The 22928-nt window shown below is 55.1% G+C and carries 23 protein-coding genes; 8 read left to right on the top strand and 15 right to left on the bottom strand.

The features are described 5' to 3' along the window. The first annotated feature begins 35 nt into the window (after positions 1-35). Positions 36-1091, top strand: coding sequence for a M15 family metallopeptidase (locus tag L21SP2_RS16790; RefSeq protein WP_024267092.1), 1056 nt, complete (start codon positions 36-38; stop codon positions 1089-1091). 60 nt (positions 1092-1151) lie between these two features. Here L21SP2_RS16790 and L21SP2_RS03430 read toward each other — a convergent pair whose 3' ends face one another. Both L21SP2_RS03430 and L21SP2_RS03425 read right to left on the bottom strand, forming a co-directional pair. Then, on the bottom strand, positions 1152-1538 hold the full coding sequence (locus L21SP2_RS03430; RefSeq protein WP_053335567.1) for a YdeI/OmpD-associated family protein: 387 nt from the start codon (positions 1536-1538) through the stop codon (positions 1152-1154). 136 nt (positions 1539-1674) lie between these two features. Further along, positions 1675-2754 carry a PfkB family carbohydrate kinase gene (locus tag L21SP2_RS03425; protein ID WP_024267090.1) on the bottom strand — a complete coding sequence of 360 codons (1080 nt, stop codon included), beginning with the start codon at positions 2752-2754 and terminating at the stop codon, positions 1675-1677. A gap of 134 nt (positions 2755-2888) precedes the next feature. On the opposite strand from L21SP2_RS03425, the gene cmoA reads away from it, so the two are divergent. Both cmoA and cmoB read left to right on the top strand, forming a co-directional pair. Then, positions 2889-3638 (top strand): carboxy-S-adenosyl-L-methionine synthase CmoA, encoded by a 750-nt coding sequence (cmoA, locus tag L21SP2_RS03420; protein WP_041401109.1) that lies wholly within the window; start codon positions 2889-2891, stop codon positions 3636-3638. Further along, the gene (gene cmoB / locus L21SP2_RS03415) at positions 3631-4689 is read left to right on the top strand and encodes a tRNA 5-methoxyuridine(34)/uridine 5-oxyacetic acid(34) synthase CmoB (protein WP_024267088.1); all 1059 of its coding nucleotides are present in this window, start codon (positions 3631-3633) and stop codon (positions 4687-4689) included. The genes cmoA and cmoB overlap by 8 nt, the downstream gene beginning before the upstream one ends. Here the strand turns inward: cmoB and L21SP2_RS03410 are convergent. Continuing rightward, positions 4670-5779, bottom strand: a complete 1110-nt coding sequence (locus L21SP2_RS03410; protein WP_041401107.1) for an Ldh family oxidoreductase — start codon at positions 5777-5779, stop codon at positions 4670-4672. The genes cmoB and L21SP2_RS03410 overlap by 20 nt on opposite strands. A 104-nt stretch (positions 5780-5883) precedes the next feature. Between L21SP2_RS03410 and L21SP2_RS03405 the strand changes: the two genes are divergently transcribed. Then, entirely contained in the window at positions 5884-7599 is a 1716-nt protein-coding gene (locus tag L21SP2_RS03405) for a glutamine--tRNA ligase/YqeY domain fusion protein (RefSeq protein WP_041402112.1), read from the top strand. 206 nt (positions 7600-7805) lie between these two features. Here L21SP2_RS03405 and L21SP2_RS03400 read toward each other — a convergent pair whose 3' ends face one another. The 4 genes from L21SP2_RS03400 to L21SP2_RS03385 form a co-directional block, all read right to left on the bottom strand. Beyond that, positions 7806-8330, bottom strand: coding sequence for a hypothetical protein (locus tag L21SP2_RS03400; RefSeq protein ID WP_024267085.1), 525 nt, complete (start codon positions 8328-8330; stop codon positions 7806-7808). Between the two features lie 80 nt (positions 8331-8410). Beyond that, entirely contained in the window at positions 8411-9316 is a 906-nt protein-coding gene (locus L21SP2_RS03395) for an ROK family protein (protein WP_024267084.1), read from the bottom strand. Between the two features lie 113 nt (positions 9317-9429). Further along, positions 9430-10167 carry a GNAT family N-acetyltransferase gene (locus tag L21SP2_RS03390; RefSeq protein ID WP_024267083.1) on the bottom strand — a complete coding sequence of 246 codons (738 nt, stop codon included), beginning with the start codon at positions 10165-10167 and terminating at the stop codon, positions 9430-9432. Further along, complete coding sequence (locus L21SP2_RS03385; RefSeq protein WP_041401104.1) at positions 10143-10544, bottom strand: hypothetical protein; 402 nt, start codon at positions 10542-10544, stop codon at positions 10143-10145. The genes L21SP2_RS03390 and L21SP2_RS03385 overlap by 25 nt, the downstream gene beginning before the upstream one ends. A gap of 123 nt (positions 10545-10667) precedes the next feature. Here L21SP2_RS03385 and L21SP2_RS03380 point away from each other — a divergent pair, with 123 nt between their 5' ends. Then, the gene (locus tag L21SP2_RS03380; protein ID WP_053335566.1) at positions 10668-11078 is read left to right on the top strand and encodes a hypothetical protein; all 411 of its coding nucleotides are present in this window, start codon (positions 10668-10670) and stop codon (positions 11076-11078) included. A 42-nt stretch (positions 11079-11120) separates the two neighbouring features. Here L21SP2_RS03380 and L21SP2_RS03375 read toward each other — a convergent pair whose 3' ends face one another. Next, positions 11121-12845 (bottom strand): hypothetical protein, encoded by a 1725-nt coding sequence (locus tag L21SP2_RS03375; RefSeq protein WP_024267080.1) that lies wholly within the window; start codon positions 12843-12845, stop codon positions 11121-11123. A gap of 201 nt (positions 12846-13046) precedes the next feature. On the opposite strand from L21SP2_RS03375, the gene L21SP2_RS03370 reads away from it, so the two are divergent. Further along, positions 13047-14048, top strand: a complete 1002-nt coding sequence (locus L21SP2_RS03370) for an aldo/keto reductase (protein WP_041402110.1) — start codon at positions 13047-13049, stop codon at positions 14046-14048. A 30-nt stretch (positions 14049-14078) separates the two neighbouring features. Here the strand turns inward: L21SP2_RS03370 and L21SP2_RS03365 are convergent, their stop codons facing one another. The 4 genes from L21SP2_RS03365 to mnmC2 form a co-directional block, all read right to left on the bottom strand. Beyond that, positions 14079-15044: a glycerophosphodiester phosphodiesterase family protein gene (locus L21SP2_RS03365; RefSeq protein ID WP_024267078.1), complete on the bottom strand. Its 966-nt coding sequence runs from the start codon at positions 15042-15044 to the stop codon at positions 14079-14081. Between the two features lie 2 nt (positions 15045-15046). Then, positions 15047-16036, bottom strand: a complete 990-nt coding sequence (locus tag L21SP2_RS03360; RefSeq protein ID WP_024267077.1) for a DUF368 domain-containing protein — start codon at positions 16034-16036, stop codon at positions 15047-15049. Positions 16037-16145: 109 nt separating this feature from the next. Beyond that, the gene (locus L21SP2_RS03355) at positions 16146-17042 is read right to left on the bottom strand and encodes a hypothetical protein (RefSeq protein WP_024267076.1); all 897 of its coding nucleotides are present in this window, start codon (positions 17040-17042) and stop codon (positions 16146-16148) included. Between the two features lie 103 nt (positions 17043-17145). Further along, positions 17146-19020, bottom strand: a complete 1875-nt coding sequence (mnmC2, locus tag L21SP2_RS17895) for a tRNA (5-methylaminomethyl-2-thiouridine)(34)-methyltransferase MnmC2 (RefSeq protein ID WP_024267075.1) — start codon at positions 19018-19020, stop codon at positions 17146-17148. 47 nt (positions 19021-19067) lie between these two features. Here mnmC2 and L21SP2_RS03345 point away from each other — a divergent pair, with 47 nt between their 5' ends. Further along, positions 19068-19268 (top strand): hypothetical protein, encoded by a 201-nt coding sequence (locus tag L21SP2_RS03345; protein ID WP_024267074.1) that lies wholly within the window; start codon positions 19068-19070, stop codon positions 19266-19268. A 66-nt stretch (positions 19269-19334) separates the two neighbouring features. Then, entirely contained in the window at positions 19335-20015 is a 681-nt protein-coding gene (locus L21SP2_RS03340) for a TIGR00266 family protein (protein ID WP_024267073.1), read from the top strand. Between the two features lie 50 nt (positions 20016-20065). Here the strand turns inward: L21SP2_RS03340 and L21SP2_RS03335 are convergent, their stop codons facing one another. The 3 genes from L21SP2_RS03335 to L21SP2_RS03325 are packed head-to-tail and all read right to left on the bottom strand — an operon-like array spanning position 20066 to position 22768. Next, a complete protein-coding gene (locus L21SP2_RS03335; RefSeq protein WP_024267072.1) occupies positions 20066-20656 on the bottom strand; it encodes a hypothetical protein in 591 nt (196 codons plus the stop codon). Further along, on the bottom strand, positions 20653-21927 hold the full coding sequence (locus L21SP2_RS03330; RefSeq protein WP_024267071.1) for a cation:proton antiporter domain-containing protein: 1275 nt from the start codon (positions 21925-21927) through the stop codon (positions 20653-20655). The genes L21SP2_RS03335 and L21SP2_RS03330 overlap by 4 nt, the downstream gene beginning before the upstream one ends. Continuing rightward, positions 21911-22768 (bottom strand): YihY/virulence factor BrkB family protein, encoded by an 858-nt coding sequence (locus tag L21SP2_RS03325; protein ID WP_041401102.1) that lies wholly within the window; start codon positions 22766-22768, stop codon positions 21911-21913. Before L21SP2_RS03325 ends, L21SP2_RS03330 begins: the two co-directional genes overlap by 17 nt. Positions 22769-22928: the final 160 nt, after the last annotated feature.

Raw genomic sequence — 22928 nt, 5'->3', positions numbered from 1 at the left:
GACACAGGGGATCAAGGCTGAATATCTTTAAGGGTATGAAAAACGCATATCTCCCGGCATTCATACTCACACTTCTGATATCTGCCCTGGCAAACGTCTCCGCTGCCCCCGGTTCGGAAACCGGGATTTCACCATCCCGTTCCAATTCCAATGTCTCCAATTCCAATGTCTCCAATTCAATTGTGATGGAAGGCGAGTCGGAGGAGAACGGCAGGTCCGGCACTGGAGCAGGTTCCGGCTCTGAGACCCCCGGCGGCCCCGTCCTGGAAGATTCACAGGAAGCACGGGAAGCCCGGCGGGTGGTTTTTGCCTTCGCCCGGGCATATCCGGATAAAATCAGCGAAACTGCGTACCGGGACGGAGACTGGGCGCTGCGCATCGGCGATCAGTGGTTTTACTATGCCGACCGGAAAATGCTTCCCTCCGAGGCCCGGGAAGAGCAAGAGCGGTACAGCCGCTACTCGTTTTACGAATACGAGAAAGAATTGCCGGAAATCCGGGAGTTCACTGAGGAGCAGATCGCCTCCATGGAAGAGCGGGTGGTTGACCGGGCAACATCGGGCATCGGCAGACATCCCGGCCTCACCGATGCCCTGTGGAATATCAATGACGCCGCCAGTGCCGATGCCGCGGCCAAGACCATGTATTTGTTCGGGGCCAGGGTGAACGTACACCGGGACCTCATGGAAGATCTGGCCCGGGTGGAAAGCAGGGTCAGGGAGCTGGCAGCGGAAGATCCTCAGCTCCGCCGCTTTATAAACTCTATTGTGAACATAGACGGCCAGTTCTGGCGGTCCATCGCCGGCTCATCAAACCGGAGCAACCACGCTTACGGCATCGCCATCGACATCCCCCCGGCACGTTACGACCGCTCCCAGGTATACTGGCGCTGGGCCCGGGAAGCAGGCTTGCCCTGGTATTCCCTGCCCTACGATCAGCGGCACATGCCTCCCATGAGTTTCGTTCGAGCCTTTGAAGAAGAAGGTTTTATCTGGGGAGGCAAGTGGTTTTATTTTGATACCATCCACTTCGAGTACCGGCCGGAAATTCTTCTTTACAGCGGATGGGAACTGGAGAAATTCAGCCCATAAGACGGCGCAACCTTGCAGCCGCAAACCGGCAGCCCGATTCGCAAGAGCTGGCTGGGGGCTTCATGGAATGTTCAGCGTTCCGCTTGCGGACACATGAGGATCGCAACAGGCATTCCGGTTGAAGCAGCATGGCCGGCGTTCCCCGCCCTTCATTTTATCCAGGGCGGCGGAAATGCGGCGCTGCCGGGTTTCCGGATTTTTGGTGGAGCAGATCCAGCGAAGCCAGTCTCTCCTGGCAAGGGGGGTAATATCCAGCCAAATTTCCCGGATCGAGGGATCCGAGCCCAGTGCATTCTGAACATCTGCGGGTACCTCCGCTTCGGGCCAGCGCTCCGAAGGACGGAATTTCAGCTTCAGGCTGTGGTTAGAGTGCAGGCGCTCCTTGAGCTCTGTTTTCAGGGTATCCAGGTAAAACCAGTGGCTTCCCCTGCCGTCGGGCTCCAACACCAGATGGATGGGCTGGTCTTCCAGCTCGCCTTCAACGCAGGCGGCCCCCGGGAGGGTAAGTGTCTGCTGGCCTCCGCCGGCAGAAGGGCAACGGTTCTCCTCCCGATACTGTGGAGTTCCAGCTCGCAGCTGACTGTCACCGCTTCACTCTGGCGTTTCCCTCCCACATGCTCCATAGCTGCTCCTCATCAACCGGCCGGGCATAATCGGTGAGCATTCCAGCAGCCAGGGCGCCGCTTGCCCAGCCGAACTGATTCCATGCTTCCGGCTTCCATTGTTTGAGAATACCATAGAGCAGGCCGCCCACAAAGCCGTCCCCCCCGCCGATGCGGTCAAGAACCGCAATCTCTCTGGGCCGGATAATATGCCACTCATTCTCAAAGAACATGATTGAGCCCCATTTATGGGAATTGGCGTCGGTCACTTCCCGCAGCGTGGTGGCGAATACCGCTGCAGCCGGGAATTGTTTCCTTGCGTTTTCGATCATTTCCTCGAATCCCCGGATTTTATCGGCAAGATCTCTGCCGCCGGGCTCAGGCCCGGGAATCCCCAGACAGAGCTGAAAATCCTCTTCATTCCCCACAAGAATATCCGCCAGGGATGCAATTTCTGCAAAGGTATGCGCCAGCTCATCTTCCCGGCCCTTCCACAAGGATGCCCGGTGATTCAGATCGAAGGAAATCAGGCTGCCGTGCTTCTTTGCTTCCCGGGCCACCTCCAGACAAAATGTCCCGGTTTCCGGCGACAGGGCGGCTATGAGGCCGGAAAGATGAACAACCGCCGCTCCCTCCGTTTCAAATATGCGCTTTAAATCAAAATCCTCTGCTGAAAGGAGCCGCCCCACTTCCCCGGCTCTGTCGTTCTGAACCCTGGGCCCTCTGCCTCCGAAACCGCTGTCGGCAATATTCATCTGGTGCCGGTATCCCCAGGGACCGCCCTGCTCAACTTCCGGTCCTTCAAAGCAGATATTCCGGGACCTCAGATCCTGTTGGATCAGCCGTGCAACAGGGCTGCCCTTCACAAAGTTGGTGAGAACTTTCACCGACAGCCCCAGGGAAGATGATACGCTACCCACATTGCTCTCGGCGCTTGTTGCATGGATGCGGAAAGCTCCGCCTGCTTCAACGGGCTGGCGGTTCTCCGGGGTGAGCCGTACGCCCATGCTGGTGGGGATGACCAGCGACCAGTGATGATGTTCTTTGAGTGTAAGCGGCATGGTATGCTCCTCCCGCCGATACTCTCATGAAGACGACGGAAACCGCAAGCATGCAATTGCCCGATGCGGGACGTGCACCGCCCCCGGTTTTCAGCCCTTAACAGAGCGGGCACAACGCGCTACAATCCCCGGCCATGAACCACGAAAAGGATACGATTTACTCAACCCCCATGGATCCGGTACCCCCTTTCACCTTTGACGACCGGGTAGCTAGGGTCTTTCCGGATATGATCAAGCGTTCGGTTCCCGGTTATGCCGATATTATTGATATGATCGGGCTGTTCGCCCGGCACTATGTGCAGCACGGAAGCAATTGCTATGACCTGGGGGCCAGCCTGGGTGCGGCCACCCTTGCCATGCGGCGGAATATTAACGTGGACGGGGTTACCATCCATGCGGTTGATAACAGCGCAGATATGCTGAAACGATGCGGAGAAAACATCCAGTGGGATCAGAGCCGGACACAGGTGGAGCTGCTGCTGGGAGATGTTGAAGATATTCAGATGACGGACGCCAGCATGGTTGTGCTCAATTTCACCCTTCAGTTTATTCCCGCAAAACGCAGACAGCGGATTGTCGACAGGATATTCAAGGCTCTCAGACCGGGAGGAGTGTGCATTATCTCTGAAAAGCTGGTGTTTCCCCAACGGGAGGGTCAGCAGGAGGTTCTCACCCACATGCATCTTGATTTCAAACGGATGCAGGGGTACAGCGACCTGGAAATCAGCCAGAAGCGTCAGAGTTTGGAGAATGTGCTTGTCTCCAACAGTTCGGATGAGATTATAGGCATGTTCGACAATGCGGGATTCAGCCGGTCGTTTCAGTGGTTTCAGTACCTGAGTTTCGCTTCCTTTTTCGCAGCAAAGGCCACCACCCATGCTTGAGCCCCGAATAATTATGTCCCCCGGGGCGTACCGGGACTTCTTCAGCCACAGAAAGACCGAGTTTCTCAAGGGGATCGCTAAGGAGCTGCAGGGCGTACTGGAACACAACCTGGCCCCCGACAGAAACTGGCAAATGGACGACTGGAAAGGTGCCATCGCATCCCTTCCGGAGTTCGACGCCCGGGGAATGTCACCGGAGCTCTGTGAACTTGCCGGTCTCCCGGGCTCGGCGGCGGTGCAATGCGGTCCCGATGCGTCTACGTCCACTTCTATTCCCATGCCCACCTCCGTGCCCATGCGCCAACGGGAACAGATTACCGGAAACCTGCGGCAGCTCATGCCCTGGCGGAAGGGCCCCTTCAGAGTATTCGGCGTGGACCTGGATACCGAATGGCGGTCGGACTGGAAGTGGGACCGGGTTCTGCCTCACATCTCCCCCCTCAAAGGACGCAGAGTTCTGGATGTGGGCTGCGGAAACGGATATCACCTCTGGAGAATGCTGGAGGAGGGAGCCGATGCGGCGGTGGGTGTGGAGCCCCACCTGCTGAATGTGGCCCAGTTCGCCCTGATGCAGCGTTATTATCATCGGCAGCCTGTCGCCGTGCTGCCCATGGCCCTGGAGGAATACCCGGTAAATACCAGAATCTACGATACGGTATTCAGCATGGGGGTGTTGTATCACCGTAAGAGTCCGGCCGATCACCTGCTGCACCTAAAATCCTGCCTCCGGGAGGGCGGTGAACTGGTACTGGAAACCCTGATTGCGGAGGGGGATGAACATACGTCCCTGCTGCCTCGTGAGCGCTACGGCAAAATGCGGAACGTATGGAACATCCCCTCCCCCGCATATCTTGAGAAGCTTCTCCAGCGCTGCGGCTTCACCCATATTCGGCATGCGGACTCAAACCGCACCAGCATGGAAGAACAGAGAGCGACCGAATGGATGGAGTTTGAAAGTCTGAAAGATTTCCTGGACCCCCGGGACCCGCTCAGGACAGTTGAAGGTTACCAGGCACCGGTTCGGGGAATCTTTATTGCCCGTTCGCCCTGAGGCCGTTTCGGATATCCGACCAGAGGATTGACGGCAGCCGGATGGAGCCGTTTTTCAGATGGCTGTTCCGACGTTCCTGGCTTTGCTGCCCGGGATAACGCACCCTGTCATACCCGCCACGGGGCCGGGATTCATTCAGTGCGGTAAGCAGCTCGCTTCCCTGTGCGGAAACCTTTTCGTCATCCCCCAGAAAAACTCCGGGCCTGATCAGAATGTAGGTCCCCCCCCAGCCGCCGTCAACCACGGTTCCAACCCGGCTGCCGGTGAGGGCTCCGGCCATCAGTTCAACCATGAGAGCCATTCCCGACCCCTTATGTTCACCCATGCTTAAAAGGCCGCCCTTCATCCCCTCAACCGGGGATCGGGTTTCATTGCCCTCTTCATCCAGGGCCACACCGGGAGGCAGCTCTTTCCCTTCCCGCTTCAGGTTCATCATGGCTCCCCAGGTGATCACCGAGCTGGCGGAGTCGTGCACCATGCTGGCTGAGCTTTCGCTTCCCTGTGCGGGGAAGGAAAAGGTTACCGGGTCCGTACCCCACTGGGGGTCCCGGCTGCCGTGGGGAATCAGAATGGGGGGGGAATTGAAAAACGACAGAAACAGAAGCCCTTCCTCTGCGGCCATCCGGGCGTAATCACCGATGTACCCCGAAGCATAGGACATATCCTTAATTCCGGTAACTAGAATATTCCGGTCCGGCTGTTCCCGCATCCTGGCAAAGGCAACCTCCAGACTGCGGTAAAGGGCCACCGAACCGCTCTGATATTCGGCATCAAAATGAAGGGCATCGCCGCCGTCCCGCACCAGGCTGAGCCCTGATGTATTTGTCCGGATATCTCCGCTGGCAATCAGTTTCCGCAGATCCGGCAGTCTGATAATTCCGTGGCTGCGCTTCTCCGCAAGCTCCGCTTCAAGGAGGTTGCGGGTGGTAAGCTCCGCCTCGTCCCGGTTAAACCCGCTTTCCTCAAGGTAACGGGTTGAAATGCTGCGGACTTCTTCTATGGATACTTCCAGGAATTCCGTGTCGAATGTGTCCAGTTCTTCGTTCAGGGCCTGGGAAACGCCCCCTGATTTGCCATCTTTTTTCCACATGTATTCCATTACTACACGGAAGCGGGTGAGAACACAAGCAATTTATTGTTCCATCCGCTGTGAAAATATTCACCAAGTTCATCTGCCCTGCTATAATCGCCGCCATGGATACAGCCAACCCACGCGAAGAGAACGCAAGCAAAAATGATTTTATCCGTTCGGCCATCCGGGAAGATATGAAGGAGGGCAGGTTTCCTCCTCCGGTCCACACCAGGTTTCCCCCGGAGCCCAACGGCTATCTCCACATCGGTCACGCCAAAAGCATCTGCCTGAATTACGGGCTGGCGGACGATTTTGAGGGCGCAGTGTATAATCTGCGTTTCGACGATACCAATCCGGTAAAAGAAGAGCAGGAGTATGTGGATTCCATTATGGAAGACATCCGCTGGCTGGGTTTCGACTGGGAGGACCGGCTCTACTTCGCCTCGGATTACTTTCAGCAGCTCTATGACTGGGCGGTCAAGCTGATACGGGACGGCAACGCATACGTGGACAGCCAGGACCCCGAGACCATCTCAAAGAGCAGAGGCACTCCAACCGAACCGGGGGTGAACAGCCCCTACCGGGACAGAAGCGTTGAAGAGAACCTGAAACTGTTCGAAGAGATGCGCCAGGGCAAACACCCCGACGGCTCCAGCGTGCTCAGGGCGAAGATCGACATGGCCCACCCCAACCTGAACATGCGGGATCCGGTAATGTACCGCATCAAACACGCCCGTCACCACAGAACCGGAGACGACTGGTGCATTTACCCCATGTATGACTGGGCCCACGGCCAGTCCGACGCCCTGGAGAATATCACCCATTCCCTCTGTACCCTGGAATTTGAGAATCACCGTCCTCTCTACAACTGGTTTCTGGAAAAGATCGGGGTGGAAAATCCCCCAAGACAGATCGAATTCGCCCGGTTGAACCTCACCTACACGGTGATGAGCAAGCGGAAACTCCGCCAGCTGGTGGAGGACGGTCATGTGGAATCCTGGGACGATCCCAGAATGCCCACCGTCAGCGGCATGCGGCGCAGGGGCTACACCCCCGAAGCTATCCGGAAGTTCGCAGCGGAGATCGGGGTGACCAAGACCGAAAGCATGGTGGACCTTGCCCTGCTGGAATTCTTTGTACGGGAACATCTGAACAAAACGGCGCAGCGGCGTATGGCCGTCCTGGATCCGGTGAAAATGGTTATTACCAATTATCCCGAAGGAAAGGAAGAATGGCTTGAGGCTGATAACAACCCGGAAGATGAACATGCGGGAACACGAAGCATTCCCTTCAGCGGCGAGCTGTACATTGAACGGGACGATTTCATGGAAGATCCTCCGAAGAAGTTTTTCCGTCTGGCACCGGGAAAGGAAGTTCGTCTCAAACACGCATACTTTGTAACCTGCGATGAGGTAATCAAGGACGCATCGGGAAATATCACCGAGCTGCGCTGCAGCTACGACCCCGAAAGCCGGGGAGGTCAGAGCCCCGACGGCCGGAAGGTGAAGGGAACCCTTCACTGGGTGAGTGCGGCCCATGCTCTGGATGCCGAGGTTCGCCTCTACGATAATCTCTTTCTCCGGGAAAATCTGAATACCCTGGAAGAGGATGAGGATTCCCTGGACTACCTGAATCCCGAAAGTCTGGTGACAGTACAGGCCAAACTGGAACCCTCTTTGGGGGACGCCGAAGCAGGCAGCAGTTTTCAATTCCTGCGGAAAGGCTATTTCTGCGCCGACAGCAAGGACCACAAAAGGGATCACAGCGGCAACAGCATTGTGTTCAACCGCACCGTTCAACTGAAAGACAGCTGGGCCAAGGTGAAGAAGAAGGGCTGAAAGCTTCCGGCGGCGGCACGTCAGCCGTCAAAACGAAAAACGGCGCAGCGGTCTTCCCGCTGCGCCGTTTTTCGTTTCAGATGTGATAGGCTATACTCTGGCTGAATAATTCCAGACTTTCTGGTAAGAAAAAGCCATCCGAACCCCAGGTCGGATGGCTTTTTTTAGCGCTGTGTCACGTTGCGATGTCTCGTTGGATTGTCCCGCTAGTTTGTGCGGGGCATGTATGAAACACCGCTGGAAGCTCCCAGCTTGGGAAAGCTCATAATCTCATCGGTGGTATAGAGGTTATCCAGAGGTTCGGGTTGGGGAGTGTAATCACGGGAGATCCCGGGGCTCAGCTCCCGGCGCCAATCCTTTTTGTGGTGGGTATCCTCATAGGGAATTTTCTTCACCACATCAACATATTTACGCCGGCCTTCTTTCTTTTCTTCGATAATTGCGAAATTTCCGGCTCCGATGTAGACAATGCGCTGATTGCCGGAGAGTTCTTCCCGTTTCTTCAGGCGTTGAATAACCGCATCAAAGCGGCTAGGTTCGCCGTTGTCCGGATCGGTAATGGCGGTAATGATATTGTCTATTTCTTTCCCGCTTACGGGACAGGGCTCGTAATCGCGTTCCGGAGGGGGAGGAGGCATGTATTTTCGGATTTCTTCGGGTACCCTGGGCATTTTCCGTGCCATTGCCCGGGGTTTTCTTCTCCGTCGTCGCTGTTTGTTATCCCTGCTCAATATCTATCCCTGCCTTTTCGAATAATGCTTACCCTTCACACCCGTCGGAGGATCCGTACCGGAGATCGAACCGGGTCTGTTTACCGGTGGGCTGCCCCCGCCGCCAGAATGAAGGCGCCGGTTATTCCGGCATGATCCTCAAGTCCCGGAGGGACTATGTAATCCTCCCGTTCTTCAAGGATGGCCGGATGATCAACATACCCGTTCAAAAGGGTTTTCAATTCTTTGCGGATTTTGGGAAAAAGCTGTCGCTGATGCATTACTCCGCCGCCTAAAATAATACGTTCGGGACTAATAATCAAGACATAGCTCATCAGAGCCTGGGCAATATAGGATGCTTCCACATCCCAGGCTTCATGGTCGTCGGGAAGCTGATCCCCGGGCGTTCCCCACCGGGCCTTAATGGCAGGGCCGGCGCACATACCCTCAACACAGTGACTGTGGTAGGGACATACTCCCTGGAACGTCTCACCTTCACGGGGTTTGAGGATCATATGGCCAACCTCCGGGTGCACAAGGCCGTGTACCGGTTTATTGTTCACAATAATACCCCCGCCCACACCGGTTCCGATGGTGATGTACATGAAGGTATCCAGGCCTCTGCCTGCTCCGGCATGGCCTTCCCCAAGAGCTGCTCCGTTTACATCGGTATCGAAACCCACGGGAACGTTCATTTCCCGGACAAAATATCCCCGGATGTCTGTGTTTTTCCAGCCCGGTTTCGGTGTGCTGGTAATCCACCCGTACCTGGAGGAAGAAGAATCCACATTCACCGGACCGAAGGCGGCAATCCCCATGGACGTGATAGCTCCGTGCTGATCCTTCAATTCCTCTTCTGCTCTGCGGAAAAAATCCAGGGCCCGGGGAAGTGTTTCTTCGGGAGTTGTGGTGGGAAAGCGCTCCTCTTTCAAAATCGTGTCAAAATCCGATGCCACGGCACAAACAAATTTGGTGCCTCCGGCTTCAATCCCGGCGTACAGGCTCATGGTAATCTCCTCAGGTATCAAAATATCCGCAAACTGGCGTGCGAGAGTCGTATTCTCTGTGTAAATGTAGCGAATTTCACCTCCCCTTGTCACGGGGAGGCCATCTGCCGGATCTATACCGCTGAAGAATACATCCGGTACTCTTTGGTACGCTTCATCCCCAGCCTGATCAGGCTATTGTTCATTTTCGTGTTGTTTTCCAGAATCCAGTTGGCCTCAAGGCGGATCTTCCGGGCACTGAGCTGTTTGTACAGATGCACATACATGAGTGCATCAAGGCCCAGCCCCTGATACTCTTCATCCACACCCAATCCGAAGAGACGGTAGTGCCGCAGGCGAAACCGTTTCCGCCAGAGATGGAACCAGCCCGTGGGAAACAGGCGGCCGCGGATTTTCTTCAGGATGATATTCAGATCCGGATGACCGAATGCATAGGCCACCACCCTTCCCCGGTGTTCAACAAACCAGATGGCGTCAGGATCGATAATCAGCTTCATTCTGCCAACCATATCAAGAAAAATCTCCCGGGGTACCGGAACAAAACCCCAGTTGTGTATCAGCGCCTGGTTGGTGAGACGCCAGATGTGCTCTGCTTCCTCCAGAAGCCTGGAAGGTTCAAACCGCCTGATGCGGTACTCGGGATTCCGTTTCAGAAACCTGTCATAAAAGCGGTAATAGCGGGGGTTCAGCCGGTATCCGTTGCCCGAATCCGCCTCATAGGCGTAGAGATCAATCTCCTTGTTCATCCCGGCGGCCCGGATGTGACCGTCGGTATAGGCGGGGTTCCAGGGCGTGAGAAACATGGGAGAGCGGTCGAAGCCCTGTATCAGAACCCCCCAGAACTCCGCCACCGGGTGAATCGGCCCACAATCCGGTTCATTCCCCGCTTTTCCAGCCACAGCCGTGCAGCCTGAATCAGGGCATTGAACGTATCCTCGGAATCCTCCGCATCCAGGGCACCGAACAGTCCGTCACTGCTCTGAAAATGGTCATTCCAGGCCCGGTCAATGTAGACCAGGATGCGCCCCACAGCCTTGCCTGCCCTCCGGGCAATAAACAGCTCGTACTCGTTATCTGACAGGACTGCATTTTTTCCCCTGCCGTAACCGTTTTGCTCTTCCATCCACAGAGGAGGCACCCAGGGGGAATTCCGGTACAGCTGCCGGGGCAGATAAATAAATTCTTTTTTCTGTGCACCGCTGCGCACCGGTTCAACATGCAAGGCCACGGAACGCTCCTTTCCCAGGTATTGGTATATGGCAAAATGCCGGTTAAGGTTTTAGAATAGTAAGTATAGCATGAAATCCGGGGAGAAGGAGCGCAAACGCTCCGGCCCCACAACCGGGAGAAGATGATGATAGAGCAACTGCATAATCACATGATTCTGGAATTGAAATTGAACGAGCGGGATAACAGTGTGTTTGTCCTCAGCGGTATTTTGCTGAACCTGGTCATCCTTGCCATCAACTCTGCACTGTCCGGCGAGAGCGATCCTGATATTTTTCCCATCATGCTGATATTTGCTTTGCTTTCAGTGGGATACAGCTGTATTGCGGCCCTGGGGGTAATCCGGGGACGGCGCAACCGGCTGATGCTCACCCAGGGACTGCTGAAGATGTATGAGGATCAGGGTTTGAGCGCTTATTACGACCATAGGCTCATCGACAATTATAACGGCCGGTATATTCTACTGGTAGCTGCGCTGATCCTCACCGGTGCAGTTTCCGTTTCCGTGCCATTTCTCTCAGCATGGCTCCTATAGGCCCCGGCCGGCCATGGGAAGAGCCGGCCGGTACCCAGGGTATTATTTCGGTATCCCGTTGCTGTTAAACAGCCGGGCAGCGGGATACCCGGTATCTGAAGTTCTCCCCAGGAGCAGCAGATCACCGCTGGACAGAGCCAATAAAGAGTAGATGAAAAGATTATAATCTTTCTCAAAAATGTAACCGACATCTCCGAAAGACGTTTGAAGCACCCCCGATGAGCTGAGCTTGAACACATTGGGACTTCCGGAATCATAATTGTATCCTCTTACATAAATGTTTCCGCTTGAATCGCAGGTCAGAAAGGTTGTGCTGCAGTTTACACTCCCAACTCCTGCATTGTCCGTAAAGCTGCCGTTGGCGGCGAATCCGGAAACGGGATACCCCCTGCTGTCATACTTTGCTACAAAACCTCTCTGGGTTGCGCCGTTATCGGACAAAGCATCTCTGCCTGTGAGAACAAAATCACCGTCACTGCTCAGAATCATATAATTGGATGCATCCTCCCACTGGCTGGTACTTTCGTTGTATGCAGGCCACATTGCCCAGCCGTCCTTTCCGGACTTGGTGTCCCCGTAGTCGGTAGTTCCGCTGTTGGTTTCACCGAAACTTCCATCCAGTACTCCGTTCAGGGAATATTTCAGGATTCCTCCGTAGGCTTTATTGTTGTTTCCGTACACAAAAGAATAGGTGGGAATATACAGAGCCCCCGAGTACAGCCAGGGAGCCCGATGGTAGTCGGTCCAGCCGTAGGGATCAATATCAATATATCCGACGGAATTGAAAGTGAGATCCAGAGTGCCGGATGATGTGAGCCGGTAGATCCGGTTGTCGTAGGGTGAGTTCACCTCGCCGCCGCTGACGAAGATATTTCCGGTGGATGGATCCCTGGCAATCCATCCGTCTGATGCACGGCTGCTGTTATCTACAAGATAGAAGCCGTTGCCCGCAAATCCGTTATCAAGAGTACCGTCGGCATTCACCTGAATGATTGTTCCGTCGTAGAAATTTTCGGAAACCGGACTGAGAAACGTTCTTCCTCCAATCAGAATTTTCTCAACTCCGGAAGCACCTTCAATGAGTATGAGATTGCGCACATAGCTGTTGGTCCCCGACTTCCCAGGAAAGATGAAATACCCCTGGTCTCCGAAGGCAGTGTCATGTTCGCCGGAGGAGTTCAGCTTCATAAGGAAAATATCGAAGCCGCTTCCGCCGGTATGCATTTTCCCGGCAAGATACACATCGCCGTTTTCAGCCTGAACCGATGCAGTAAACATGGAATCCCCGGTCATATCGGGAATTTCAACCCTGAAGCTGCTTTGGGATGCAGTCACATCGCTGCTTGCCCGCAGCACAATCTGAAACATGGAGATAAGTTCATCGCTGGACTCAACAGTAAGAAGCGCTTCTTTTATGCCCGCATCCGAAGGAGCGAACTCCAGCTCGCATTTGCTGCTGCTTCGCGGGCTGATGCTGGAGTCCGGCTGAAGGGTGACGGAAAACTCACCTTCGGTGTTGTCGATCTGTACCTGAGAAAGAAGCCGGAGAGCCTTGTCTCCGTGATTTTGAATCTCCAGCGTCCCCATAAGAGGCGACCCGTCAGGGGAATATCCGAAATCCACCTCGCCGTTATTCAGCACTTCCGTACCATTCCAGAACAGATGAATTTCACCTCCATCCTCCCCAGCAAGATTAAGATACTCACATGTCGTAAGAAAAAGAAATGCTCCGATACATACACAGATAACATATGCTGCTCTCCGCATAGCCGAACCTCCCAGAATTGATCTGGCGAGAAAGCTCAATGCTGCAACATGAATCAGGCAGGAACAAAAACAGGCAGGAATGTCTCGTCAACCCCAATTATAACCCGGATTAACTGCAAATTCCAGCTGAGGCCTAGTATAATGGAAGAAAAGAACCAAGGCTCCTGTCCGGCACAGGACAGGCAGATCAGGAGGTATTTCATGCAGTTCAGTCACATCGGAAGATCAGGACTGGAGGTATCCAGGCTCTGCCTGGGAGCAATGACCTTCGGCCGGGAAACATCCAAGAAAGACAGCCTGAAAATGATGGATATGTTCAAGGACCGGGGAGGAAACTTCATCGATACCGCCAACGTCTACTCCCAGGGACTCTCGGAAGAAATCGTAGGAGAGTGGCTTGGGAACCAGAACCGGGAAGACTGGGTGATCGCCACAAAGGTTCGCTTCCCCATGGGTGACGGCCCCAACCACAAAGGGCTGGGGCGCAAGCACATTTTCAGCTCCATCCAGGACAGCCTGGATCGTCTGGGTACAGACTATGTGGATATTCTCTATGTTCACGCCTGGGACTACAACACCAGACTGGAAGAAACCCTTTCCACCCTCTCCTCCGTGGTTGAATCGGGGATGGCCCGGTACATCGGCGTGAGCAATCACTCAGGCTGGCAGCTTCAGCGGGCCCTGGATGTGAGTGAGTTCAGGGATCTGGAACCCTACATCATCCTTCAGGCCAAATACAATCTGCTGATTCGGGAAACCGAATGGGAGCTTCTTCCTGTGGTGAAAAACCATGGTATGGGCTTTGTCGCCTGGGGGCCGCTGTTCGGCGGATGGCTGTCCGGACGCTACACCAGGGATATGAGCGCACCGCCCCGGGGAAGCCGGGTGGAAACAGCCGAAGAAAAAGGCTGGTTTGAAAGCTGGTCCCGGTACAACCGGGAAAGCACCTGGAAGGTGATCGACGAAGTTCTTGAAGTTGCCCGGGAAACCGGTAAATCCCCGGCTCAGGTCTCATTGAACTGGCTGCTCCAAAAGCCCATTACCGGCCCCATCATCGGAGCCAGCAAAATTCATCATCTTGAAGATAATCTGGATTCTGCGGAATGGCAGCTCAGCGCCGAGCACATGGCCCGGCTGGATGAGATCAGCAGGCCGGAGCTCCCCTACCCCTATGATTTCCTGGAAATGGCCAAGGGAGTATAAGCCGGCCCGGCCTCCGGCGGAGTACCGGGTCTACCTGCCCAGCAGGTCCAGCAATTCTGCGGGATCATCGGTAATTATGCCGTCAATTCCCATATCAAGGAGCCGGGTCATTTCCGCCCGGTCATCAATCGTCCAGGCATGAACCCGTATATTGTTTTCCTCTGCGGTCTGAAGGAAGCTTTTGGTGATTACCGGAAGTGCACCGCTGGAGGGAGGCACCTGAAAAAACTCAGCCGGTGAGGGATAGGAGCTTCCGAACCCCAGGTAATTGAGAATTACAAAGGCAGTGGCTTCACTCTGGGCTGCGCTGGTTGCGAATTCGGGAAACTGATCCCGGAACTGTTTAAGGTTTTCGCTGTGGAATGATGCGACCACTGCGTGTTCCTGCTGATCATATTCACGCAGAAGTTCCCCCAGAATTGTCACCATCTGTGGATTCACCGGCTTGATTTCCAATATCTTCATCATATCCGGAAATTCGGCCAGCACCTCTTCAAGCAATGGAATGCGAATCCCCGTACCCCGGTACACGAACTCCTCCTCGGGGATTTGGGAGCAGGCTTCACAGTCTTCTTTCTGGCCGTAGGGCCACCAGTAGCCGGCATCCAGACTGCGAAGCCGGGAAAGCGTGAGGTCCTCCACCCGGCCTTCACCGTCGGTGGTTCTGAACACCGTTTCATCGTGAATAACCACTATGCGGCCGTCTTTCGTAAGATGCAGATCCATTTCCAGTATATCCACACCCATTTCCGCGGAACGGCGGAATGCATACATGGTATTTTCGGGAAACAATGCGCTTCCCCCGCGGTGGGCTGCAACGCTCATCTGCCGCTGCTGTGCCGGATGCTCTTCCACAGGAGGTACCAGAAGGCCGATAATGCCCCGGGACAGAAACCATGCCGCCAGCACCAGAGCCACAATTTTCAGAATCCTCCGGGCATTCTCCCGGGGATCGGGAGTCCGGGCTCCCTGTTCATTGTTTTGATTGTCGGACATGATTATTCCTCTTCATTCTTTTGGGTGGTTCGGGAGCCTTTGGAGGCCTGGGAGTCTGTATCGCTGTTTTCAGGACTCGCATCGGAGCTTTTCGGACTTGAATCGGTGGCACTGGTTTTCAGTTTTTCTTTCTTATCGGTGCCCAGGAAGAACGCTGCGGCAAACCCGATACCAAAGGCCAGAAGACTGGTGTACCCGTCGGTATCAAAAGTGAATCCCGGCCAGAGAAAGGCTGCGGATCCCAGCACCAGACCGATAATACCGAAATAGGTGTGACCGTGGAACTTCTCAAGAAGCACTGCTATGAGCTTGGAAACCAGGAGAAGCCCCGCAATGGCGCCCACCATGAACACGCCGATCACCGGCAGATTCCCTTCCACAAACATGGTCTTGAAGGTGGCATACATGCCGATCACCACAAGAAGAAATGATCCGCTCACCCCGGGAATTACCATGGTTCCCGTGGCGATGGCACCAACAATCATAATCAGGATGATATTGGCGGGAGTAATCTGCCGGATCACCTGCTGGGCGGAGATCAGAGCGGATCGGTCCCCCATGGCCTCGGCCCGGAGAGCCATCCATATGAGAAGACCGGCTCCCAGAATGAGCGGGATGGCGTAGCTCCAGCGGAAACTGGTTTTTCCGCTCTGCTTGATAATAAAGGGAAGGCTCCCCAGGATCAGCCCGATGAACAAAAACTGGGTCTGCATGGGGATGCTGAGGAACAGCAGATCTATCACATTGGCGAACAGGGTGATACCGGTAAAAACGCCGATCACCACGGGAATGAGCAGAGGCAGAACCCCGGGGATCGTTTTCCTCCATTTGGCGTCTTTTGAAAATACCGAACCCAATGCTTCTATAAGGGGCTCATAAATTCCGGTGATTACCGCGATTGTTCCGCCGCTTACTCCGGGAATGGCATTGGCCATCCCGATAAACATGCCTTTCAGACCATTAATAAGCCAGGTCATGGGTGTACTCTTCATCTGCCCATCCTCATGCCGGTGCACACCGGCCCTTTCTTGTATGAGCTTATTGTAACGGAGTTTGCAGCTCTTTCACAGCAGTTGCAGCGATTTTCCCGCCGGGGGTTGTTCATGCGCTGGCGTACATTCTGCGGTTTTCCAGCCAGTCCGACTCGTCCTCCGGGGCATAATCCGGCTGCTGCTCAGCATTGGAGGAATCCAGCTGCTCTGCAGCCAGGCTCATGAGACGACGGCACTCTTCCGCATATTCCAGCAGGTTCCGTGCACTCAGAGCTTCCGCATCGACTGCAGCAGCCTCCCGCAGCAGCGTCTGAATATCGGTTTTCAACCCTTCCCCGGAGGAGGTCGCAGAAGCGCCTTCAGCGGGAAGTGCATCGGATTCATGCCGGGTGACAGCCGGTTCGGGGTCCGCTGAAGAATCTGCGGTCTGCCGGGCTGCATCATTCCGCTTCATTTTTACCTTCACCTTTTTCCGGTTCCGGCCTTCCTGATTTCTCCGCTCCCGGGTCTTGGCCAGGCGTTCTTCCCTGCGTTTCAACGCCATTTTGGTTCGGGCCTGACTTATGCTGATATCTTCCGGACGGGCAAGCTCGTCTTCTTCAGGTTCCATGGTGTAGCTGGACATGGCTGAAGAGGGTTCGTCGGCGGCTGACGCTGCTGCGGTGTCCTGGCCGCCATTCTCCGGGCGGGCATTCTCTGTGAAGCCATTCTCCGGGCGGGCAGCTTCGGTATGGGATTTGAGCACCTGAAAGCGGTTGCAGATGCTGCAGCCCTCTTCGCCGCAGCCGGCACCGGTTTCAAGTCCGGTGAGAAAATCCTCGAATACCCGGGGAAATTCTTCTTTTTTGGAATCTTCAATGCGGTAGTTTCCGTCCGCATACGGAGCGGACATTCGCAGAGCGATAAGATAGCGTTTATCTTCCGTGGTCAGCAGGCGATGCTTGTTGGCTACGCTGACAATATGGAGCAGCTCCCCCGGGGGGAAATTGTCAATGAGATGTTGCATACAGGTCTGTTACCTTTGAATTAGAGTTATATTGTTATATGTACAGGAGCGGCAGTGTATACCAGTCCCCGCTCATGCTTCAAGCCCCCGGAAAAAACCATTGTCACTCATTGTCCAGCAATCCCTGCTCAAGGGCCTTCCGGGCGGCGGCTTCGCTGCTGTTGCGGTGAAGGAAAATATGTTTATCGCCGTGAGACAGGATGCCCTGGATTTCCGGAGACTGGTCGGCCTGCCTTAGACGCTTCAGAGCATAGAGGCAGTACTCCTCCTCCAGCTCGCAGCCGCAGAAGGAACGCCCCAGCTTCCGCGCGGCCACCGCAGTGGTTCCAGACCCCAGGAAGGGGTCAAACACCAGGTCCCCTGGACGGCTGGAGGCAAGAATTATACGCGCCGCCAGCTTCTCCGGCTTCTGGGTGGGATGGTCGGTGTTTTCCGGCATGGACCAGAATGGCACGGTAAGATCGGTCCAGCTGTTCCCCGGATGGGTCAGTCGGTAGCCTGCGCCGTCGGATGAAGGGAGCCAGTCCCGGGGTGAACCGTTTCGGGTATACGGGGCCTTTACGCTTCGAAGGATTTTCACCTCATCCAGATTAAAGCGGTAGGAATCGGATTTCGTGGCGAACCAGATATCTTCGTGGCTGTTTTTCCAGTTGGCCCTGGCACCCCTGCCTTTTTCCCGCTCCCAGGTAATCCGGTTTCTCAGATGAAAGTACCTGTTCATCAGAGGTTGAACCGCTTCCGCCCCCCTCCAGTCGCCGCATACATACACGGACCCCGCATCTGAAAGAATCCGCGCAAACTCGGCAAAGTAGGGCTCAAGCCATTCAGCGTACTGCCGGGGCTCGGTAATGGAAAACCCCCTGGTGCCGAACTGCTTTCGCAGTGCGGCATAGGGGGGATCGGCCACAATAAGATCCACCGAGTTGTCGGGCATCTGCCTGCACAGCTGGAGAGAGTCCCCGGCAAAAATCCTGTCCCGGTACCATTCCCCGCCGGCCTCTCCCTCTGCGGAACTACTTTCACAATCTTCCACAACCCACAGGGACCTTTTCAGCTCCCGCCGATCCTCCGGACTGAGGCTCAGGGTTTTGTTTCGCGGAGCCCGGCTCTTCTTCGCCCCATCTCCGGCTGTTTTTTCGTTTGTATTTTCCGCCACCTCACAAGTCGGGGCCGGTTCTGCCCCGGGGAGAGGCTGGCCCGCCGCCGGGGCTGATGGACGGGCCGTGAGCATGTGGCGCTTTTTTCCGAATCCCGGCCTGCGTGTGACCTGAAACCCGGCCTCTCTCAACGCCCGCTTCACCACCCCGGCACTGCTGTAGGAACTAAGGTATGCTTCGGGTGCGCACAGACGGTTCAGGGTACGGAACAGGGCGGTACTCCACATTTCGGGATTTTTGTCGGGACTGTGGCCGTCCAGATACACGCTGTGAACGCTCCCGGCGGGCAGGGCCCCGAGTTCTTCGGCAAACTCCCGAATATCTCCCTGAAAAAGCTCCAAACAGACATCCGGAGAAGAGACCGGAGAAAAGACCTTAGAAGCGGCCCTTGAAATACGGGAGCCGGGAATAGGTATCTCCGGAGGGATGTTCCAGGTATTCCAGCCGGGACGGGGAAAGGGGATCAGCGAAGAAAGCTGCTCAAGCTCAGGGAGCGCGGAGAAATACGGAGAGAGCAGTTCCATCCGCTCGGTCAGATTCAATGGATATTTTTCAACAGATACATAGCGCAGCCGCGGAAGAGCAGAGGGATCCGGCGACTGGAGGGAGCCGGGCTTCTGCAGCTCAATCAGGCTGAGCATGAAATTCAGCCCGGTTCCGAAGCCGATCTCCACAATGGAGAACTGGGTCTCGCCCCGGCTGCAGGCACGGGAAAAGCGGGTGCTGAGACCGCTTCCTTCAATAAACACGTGGCGGCTTTCATTTATTCCCTGATCGGGGGTAAAATACACATCATTGTAGCGGGGATTCCAGTTTTCCATGGGGAAGCATTGTACCCCGCTCTCAGCGCTGCGACAACGGAGGAAGTATGGAGAAGGGCATTTTCTATGTTCGGGTTCTCACAGACCAGATACCCCAGGCCCAGAGGGAAAAACTGGCATTCAGGGATGAGCGGAATTATGTAGTTCTCTCCATTGACCGGGAAAAAAACCGCATGCTCCTGCCGGATGATCATAATAAAATGATCTGGATGCCCATGTCGGTGCTCCGTTTTGTAAAAGTGAGTTGATGTTTCGCCGAAGCTCTGTAAAGCCGCCGTTCTTGTACTACACTAATGGAAATAAGGAGGCGTACGATGACGCATAGCATTGAACACAGCCCGGTATTCAGCACCCTGAAGGTCACCCTGGATGCCGGCGAATCCATTATCGGTGAACAGGGCGCAATGATCTCCATGAGTCCTTCCATCGAGCTGCAGGCGAAAACCAGCGGAAAGGGTATTTTCGGTGCGGTGAAATCCATGGTCGGGGGTGAGAGTCTGTTCTCCACAACCTACACTGCCAGCGAAAACAATTCCGAGCTCGTCCTTGCCCCGGGAAGCCCCGGAGATATTATCCACTATGAAATGACCGGGCGAACCATTCTGGCCCAGGGCGGAGCGTATCTTGCGGGTACAACCGGTCTTGAGCTGAGCACCCAGGGTTCCCTGCGGGCAATGGTGATGGGCGAAGGGCTTTTTCTCCAGAGAATCAGCGGAAACGGTCACGTGTGGCTTTCATGCTTCGGTGCTGTGTACGAAAAACAGCTGGGGCCGGGAGAAGAGTACTCGGTGGACAACAGCAATCTTCTTGCCTTTGAGGAAGGGGTTACGTATCAGATCAAAAAAGCCACCAAAGGGCTTTTTTCCACATTTGCCAGCGGAGAGGGCTTTGTATCACGGTTCACCGGCCCCGGTAAGGTGTGGATTCAGACACGCAGCGTTCGGGGACTTGCACAGGTACTCATGCCCTTCATGCAGAAATCCAGCGGGAACTAAGCAACAGACCCGGTGCTCTTTTCGGCACCGGCATATTGGATCGGGCCGGCTCAAGTACCTGAGCCGGCTTCTTCACCAGCTCCGGATTCAGCCTCCGCAGCAGCTTCTGCCAGACCCCTGAGGGTTCTTCGCACCGATCCTTTGGAGAAGTTATTCAGGGCGAAGGGCACCCCGGCCTTCTTTTCATACACCATTCTGGATACATATTTCACCCGTGAGCCGGATCCGTCTTCCCCGGCATACACTTCCCAGAACCCGCTGGAGTCAAACACCTTTCCGTCCAGGGACTCCACAAGCCCCCATTCCAGACGCATGGGAGCATCTCCCTCCAGAACTTCATAGGCCAGAACCATCTCCGTACGGTCGCTGAACACGGCGAACCCCACTTCATAGAGATGCCTGACCTCCCAGCCCCGGTCGCTGCGGTGAATGATTTCCACTTCACTGAGGGCGCTTTGTACCGTATCGCTGCTTTCCGACGAATATTCTTTCAGAACCTGGAACATCTGTTCGGGATCTGCAGAGGTGGTGAACTCAAAACTGTAGACCGCAGTCACCCGGTCTTCCCCGGTCTGAACATCCACTTCATCCTGGATGAAAGACAGAGCAGGCAGTGCCAGCAGCAAAACGAAAATATTCATGGTTTCTCCTCTCGGGGTTCCTGTTGCGGGCTAAAGGTAATATCCAGGAGTCTGGGAGACAAGCTCCGTATTCCCAGCAGCCCCAGAGGTGCGGTGACCACAATTGCGAGCACCGCCGTTGCCAGCATCTGCTCCCCGCCGGGAATGCCGGCGGCAAGGGGAACCGCCCCCAGGGCCGCCTGCACTGTTGCCTTTGGAATATAGCTGACGATTACAAAAAGCCGTTCTTTCCAGTTCAACGGGCTGGGAATACAGCTGATCAAGACTCCAAGGGCTCTGGCTGCCAGACCGGCAGCAATAATGATCAGCCCCCTGAGACCTGCATCAAGGGCAATATCAATATCCACCGCCATTCCGATAAACACAAAGAGCAGAATTTCGGCGAAAATCCATGCCTTGCCCAGTTTCGCCCCCAGCTCCCTCGCCGCCGGGGGATGATACCGCAGCAAAATGAACCCCATGGTCATGATCCCCAGAAGGGCGGCGGTATGGGCTGACTGCCCCACCGAAAACAACGCAAGTGCGCTTCCCAGCAACAGCAGGGTTTTCTCCGTTGCCCGTATGCTCTGATGATATCTGCGGAACAGCCACAGCAGGATCAGCCCGGCGGCAATCCCCGGCAATATCCCCAAGGTCAGCGACAGCCCCACATCTCCCAGCGCCATAAGGACGGTCTGAATGGGGGAGCCGGCGGAACTTCCTTCCCCGGTGAACCCGTGTAAAACAATGGTGAACAGGCTGATTGCCAGCACATCATCCAGGCTGGCACCGGCAAGCACCAGGGTGGGAACATCGTTCTTCTCGCCGTAGCGTTTCTCCTTCAGCTCCAGCATGGAAGGCACCACCACCGCAGGACTCACCGCAGCCAGGAGAAAACCAAGCAGCAGCGCCTGTCCGGCATCCCATGAAAACAGAACCATGCTCACAGCTGTAACCGCCAGCGCCTCCATCAGCATGGGAACAAAAGAGAGCAGCACGGCGCTCAGCCCGATCTTCTTCAGGGTGCGAAGATGTATTCCCAGTCCCGCCCGAAGCAGAATTACCACCAGGGCAAGAGACTTCAGCGAAGGGATAATATCTTCCAGCAGCGGAGGGGTGGCGCCCAGCAGCCCCCTGCCCTGGAGCAGGGAAATGGTCACGCCGAACAGCGTCATTCCCAGAACCGGCGGAAGCTTGGCTTTCCCTGCAGCCTTGGCACTGATGTACCCGCCGATAAGCACAGCCACCACCGCAAGTTCAAAGGTCATGGAAATATCAGGATTTATGCTCATGCTGAATGTGCTCGTGGATAAATTGTTTGGCCAGGGGTTCGTATCCGCTGTAGAGGCGGGAAGAAAAATAGTCCACCACCAGACTGGAAAAAATAATGATCTCTGCGAAAATCCGCAGATACACCAGCAGAATGATGGGGGTGGCCATGGCGCCGAAAATCAGGAAACGGTTTGTCATTGAGCGGATGATCACAACCCCCAGGGTGCTCACCCCCTCCCAGATCACCGCAGAAAGAAGAGCGACTCCCGCAGTAGGGAGAAAGTCCACGCTGCGGTTGGAATAGATGTAATACAGCACCGTCAGCACAATGGTAATGCTGAGAACATCAAACAGCGTTCTGGCCCACTGGGCTATGCTTCCGGTAAGGGGAATTATCCCTGCCAGAAGATCCATCCTGCTGCCGATGATTATTGACAGATAAAAGAGGAGCAGACTTCCGGTAAGCAGGATGAGGGAAATCAGATTATGACGGGTTACCGTGGAACGCTTCCGTGAAAGAATCGTCCTCAGCACCCTGCCCAGGGCGTTGAACAGATTGAGGGAGAAAATCAGGAAAAACACGATGGTGATAATGCTCAAAGACTGCCAGTTCTGGGAGTATTCAAACAGTTTGCTCAGGTAGTTTTGGAGAATTTCCACCGGGATAAAGTCTCCCAGCCCTCCGATAATCATATCTTGAAGCTCAGGAGTAAGATTCAGCAGATATGCTCCGGCGCTCAATGCAATGAAAAGCAGGGGAAGAATTCCCAGAATCAGGGAAAATCCCAGCCCTTTGGCCAGCAGAGGACCATTAATCCTGTCGTAGCGCTTCATTACATGGCGCAGAATATCTCGAAACATCACCATCTCATTTTAGCTTCCCGGTGGAGCAGAGTAAATATGCCCGGGAAGAAACTTTTCCCAAAGCTGAGGTATGCCCGGCCTTGAAGCAGGCCCGATCCCCGGTTACGCCCGGAAACGGGGCCAATGTTGAGTTATGCAGAGTTATCTCCTATGATTA

The sequence above is a fragment of the Salinispira pacifica genome, assembly GCF_000507245.1.
Taxonomy (GTDB): Bacteria; Spirochaetota; Spirochaetia; order DSM-27196; family Salinispiraceae; genus Salinispira; species Salinispira pacifica.
The sequence above is the reverse complement of the archived record's forward strand: the minus strand, read 5'-3'. Positions and strand labels throughout refer to the sequence as shown.

Coding starts and splice junctions, on each gene's coding strand:
- L21SP2_RS03425 (WP_024267090.1), bottom strand. CDS start 2,754: ATGCCGCTTACACTCAAAGAACATCATCACTGGTCGCTGGTCATCCCC.
- L21SP2_RS03410 (WP_041401107.1), bottom strand. CDS start 5,779: ATGTGGAAAAAAGATGGCAAATCAGGGGGCGTTTCCCAGGCCCTGAAC.
- cmoA (WP_041401109.1), top strand. CDS start 2,889: ATGAACCACGAAAAGGATACGATTTACTCAACCCCCATGGATCCGGTA.
- L21SP2_RS03370 (WP_041402110.1), top strand. CDS start 13,047: ATGCAGTTCAGTCACATCGGAAGATCAGGACTGGAGGTATCCAGGCTC.
- mnmC2 (WP_024267075.1), bottom strand. CDS start 19,020: ATGGAAAACTGGAATCCCCGCTACAATGATGTGTATTTTACCCCCGAT.
- L21SP2_RS03360 (WP_024267077.1), bottom strand. CDS start 16,036: ATGAAGAGTACACCCATGACCTGGCTTATTAATGGTCTGAAAGGCATG.
- L21SP2_RS03375 (WP_024267080.1), bottom strand. CDS start 12,845: ATGCGGAGAGCAGCATATGTTATCTGTGTATGTATCGGAGCATTTCTT.
- L21SP2_RS03325 (WP_041401102.1), bottom strand. CDS start 22,768: ATGTTTCGAGATATTCTGCGCCATGTAATGAAGCGCTACGACAGGATT.
- L21SP2_RS03345 (WP_024267074.1), top strand. CDS start 19,068: ATGGAGAAGGGCATTTTCTATGTTCGGGTTCTCACAGACCAGATACCC.
- L21SP2_RS03380 (WP_053335566.1), top strand. CDS start 10,668: ATGATGATAGAGCAACTGCATAATCACATGATTCTGGAATTGAAATTG.
- L21SP2_RS03340 (WP_024267073.1), top strand. CDS start 19,335: ATGACGCATAGCATTGAACACAGCCCGGTATTCAGCACCCTGAAGGTC.
- L21SP2_RS03335 (WP_024267072.1), bottom strand. CDS start 20,656: ATGAATATTTTCGTTTTGCTGCTGGCACTGCCTGCTCTGTCTTTCATC.
- L21SP2_RS03405 (WP_041402112.1), top strand. CDS start 5,884: ATGGATACAGCCAACCCACGCGAAGAGAACGCAAGCAAAAATGATTTT.
- L21SP2_RS03395 (WP_024267084.1), bottom strand. CDS start 9,316: ATGAGCCTGTACGCCGGGATTGAAGCCGGAGGCACCAAATTTGTTTGT.
- cmoB (WP_024267088.1), top strand. CDS start 3,631: ATGCTTGAGCCCCGAATAATTATGTCCCCCGGGGCGTACCGGGACTTC.
- L21SP2_RS03365 (WP_024267078.1), bottom strand. CDS start 15,044: ATGTCCGACAATCAAAACAATGAACAGGGAGCCCGGACTCCCGATCCC.
- L21SP2_RS03355 (WP_024267076.1), bottom strand. CDS start 17,042: ATGCAACATCTCATTGACAATTTCCCCCCGGGGGAGCTGCTCCATATT.
- L21SP2_RS03330 (WP_024267071.1), bottom strand. CDS start 21,927: ATGAGCATAAATCCTGATATTTCCATGACCTTTGAACTTGCGGTGGTG.
- L21SP2_RS16790 (WP_024267092.1), top strand. CDS start 36: ATGAAAAACGCATATCTCCCGGCATTCATACTCACACTTCTGATATCT.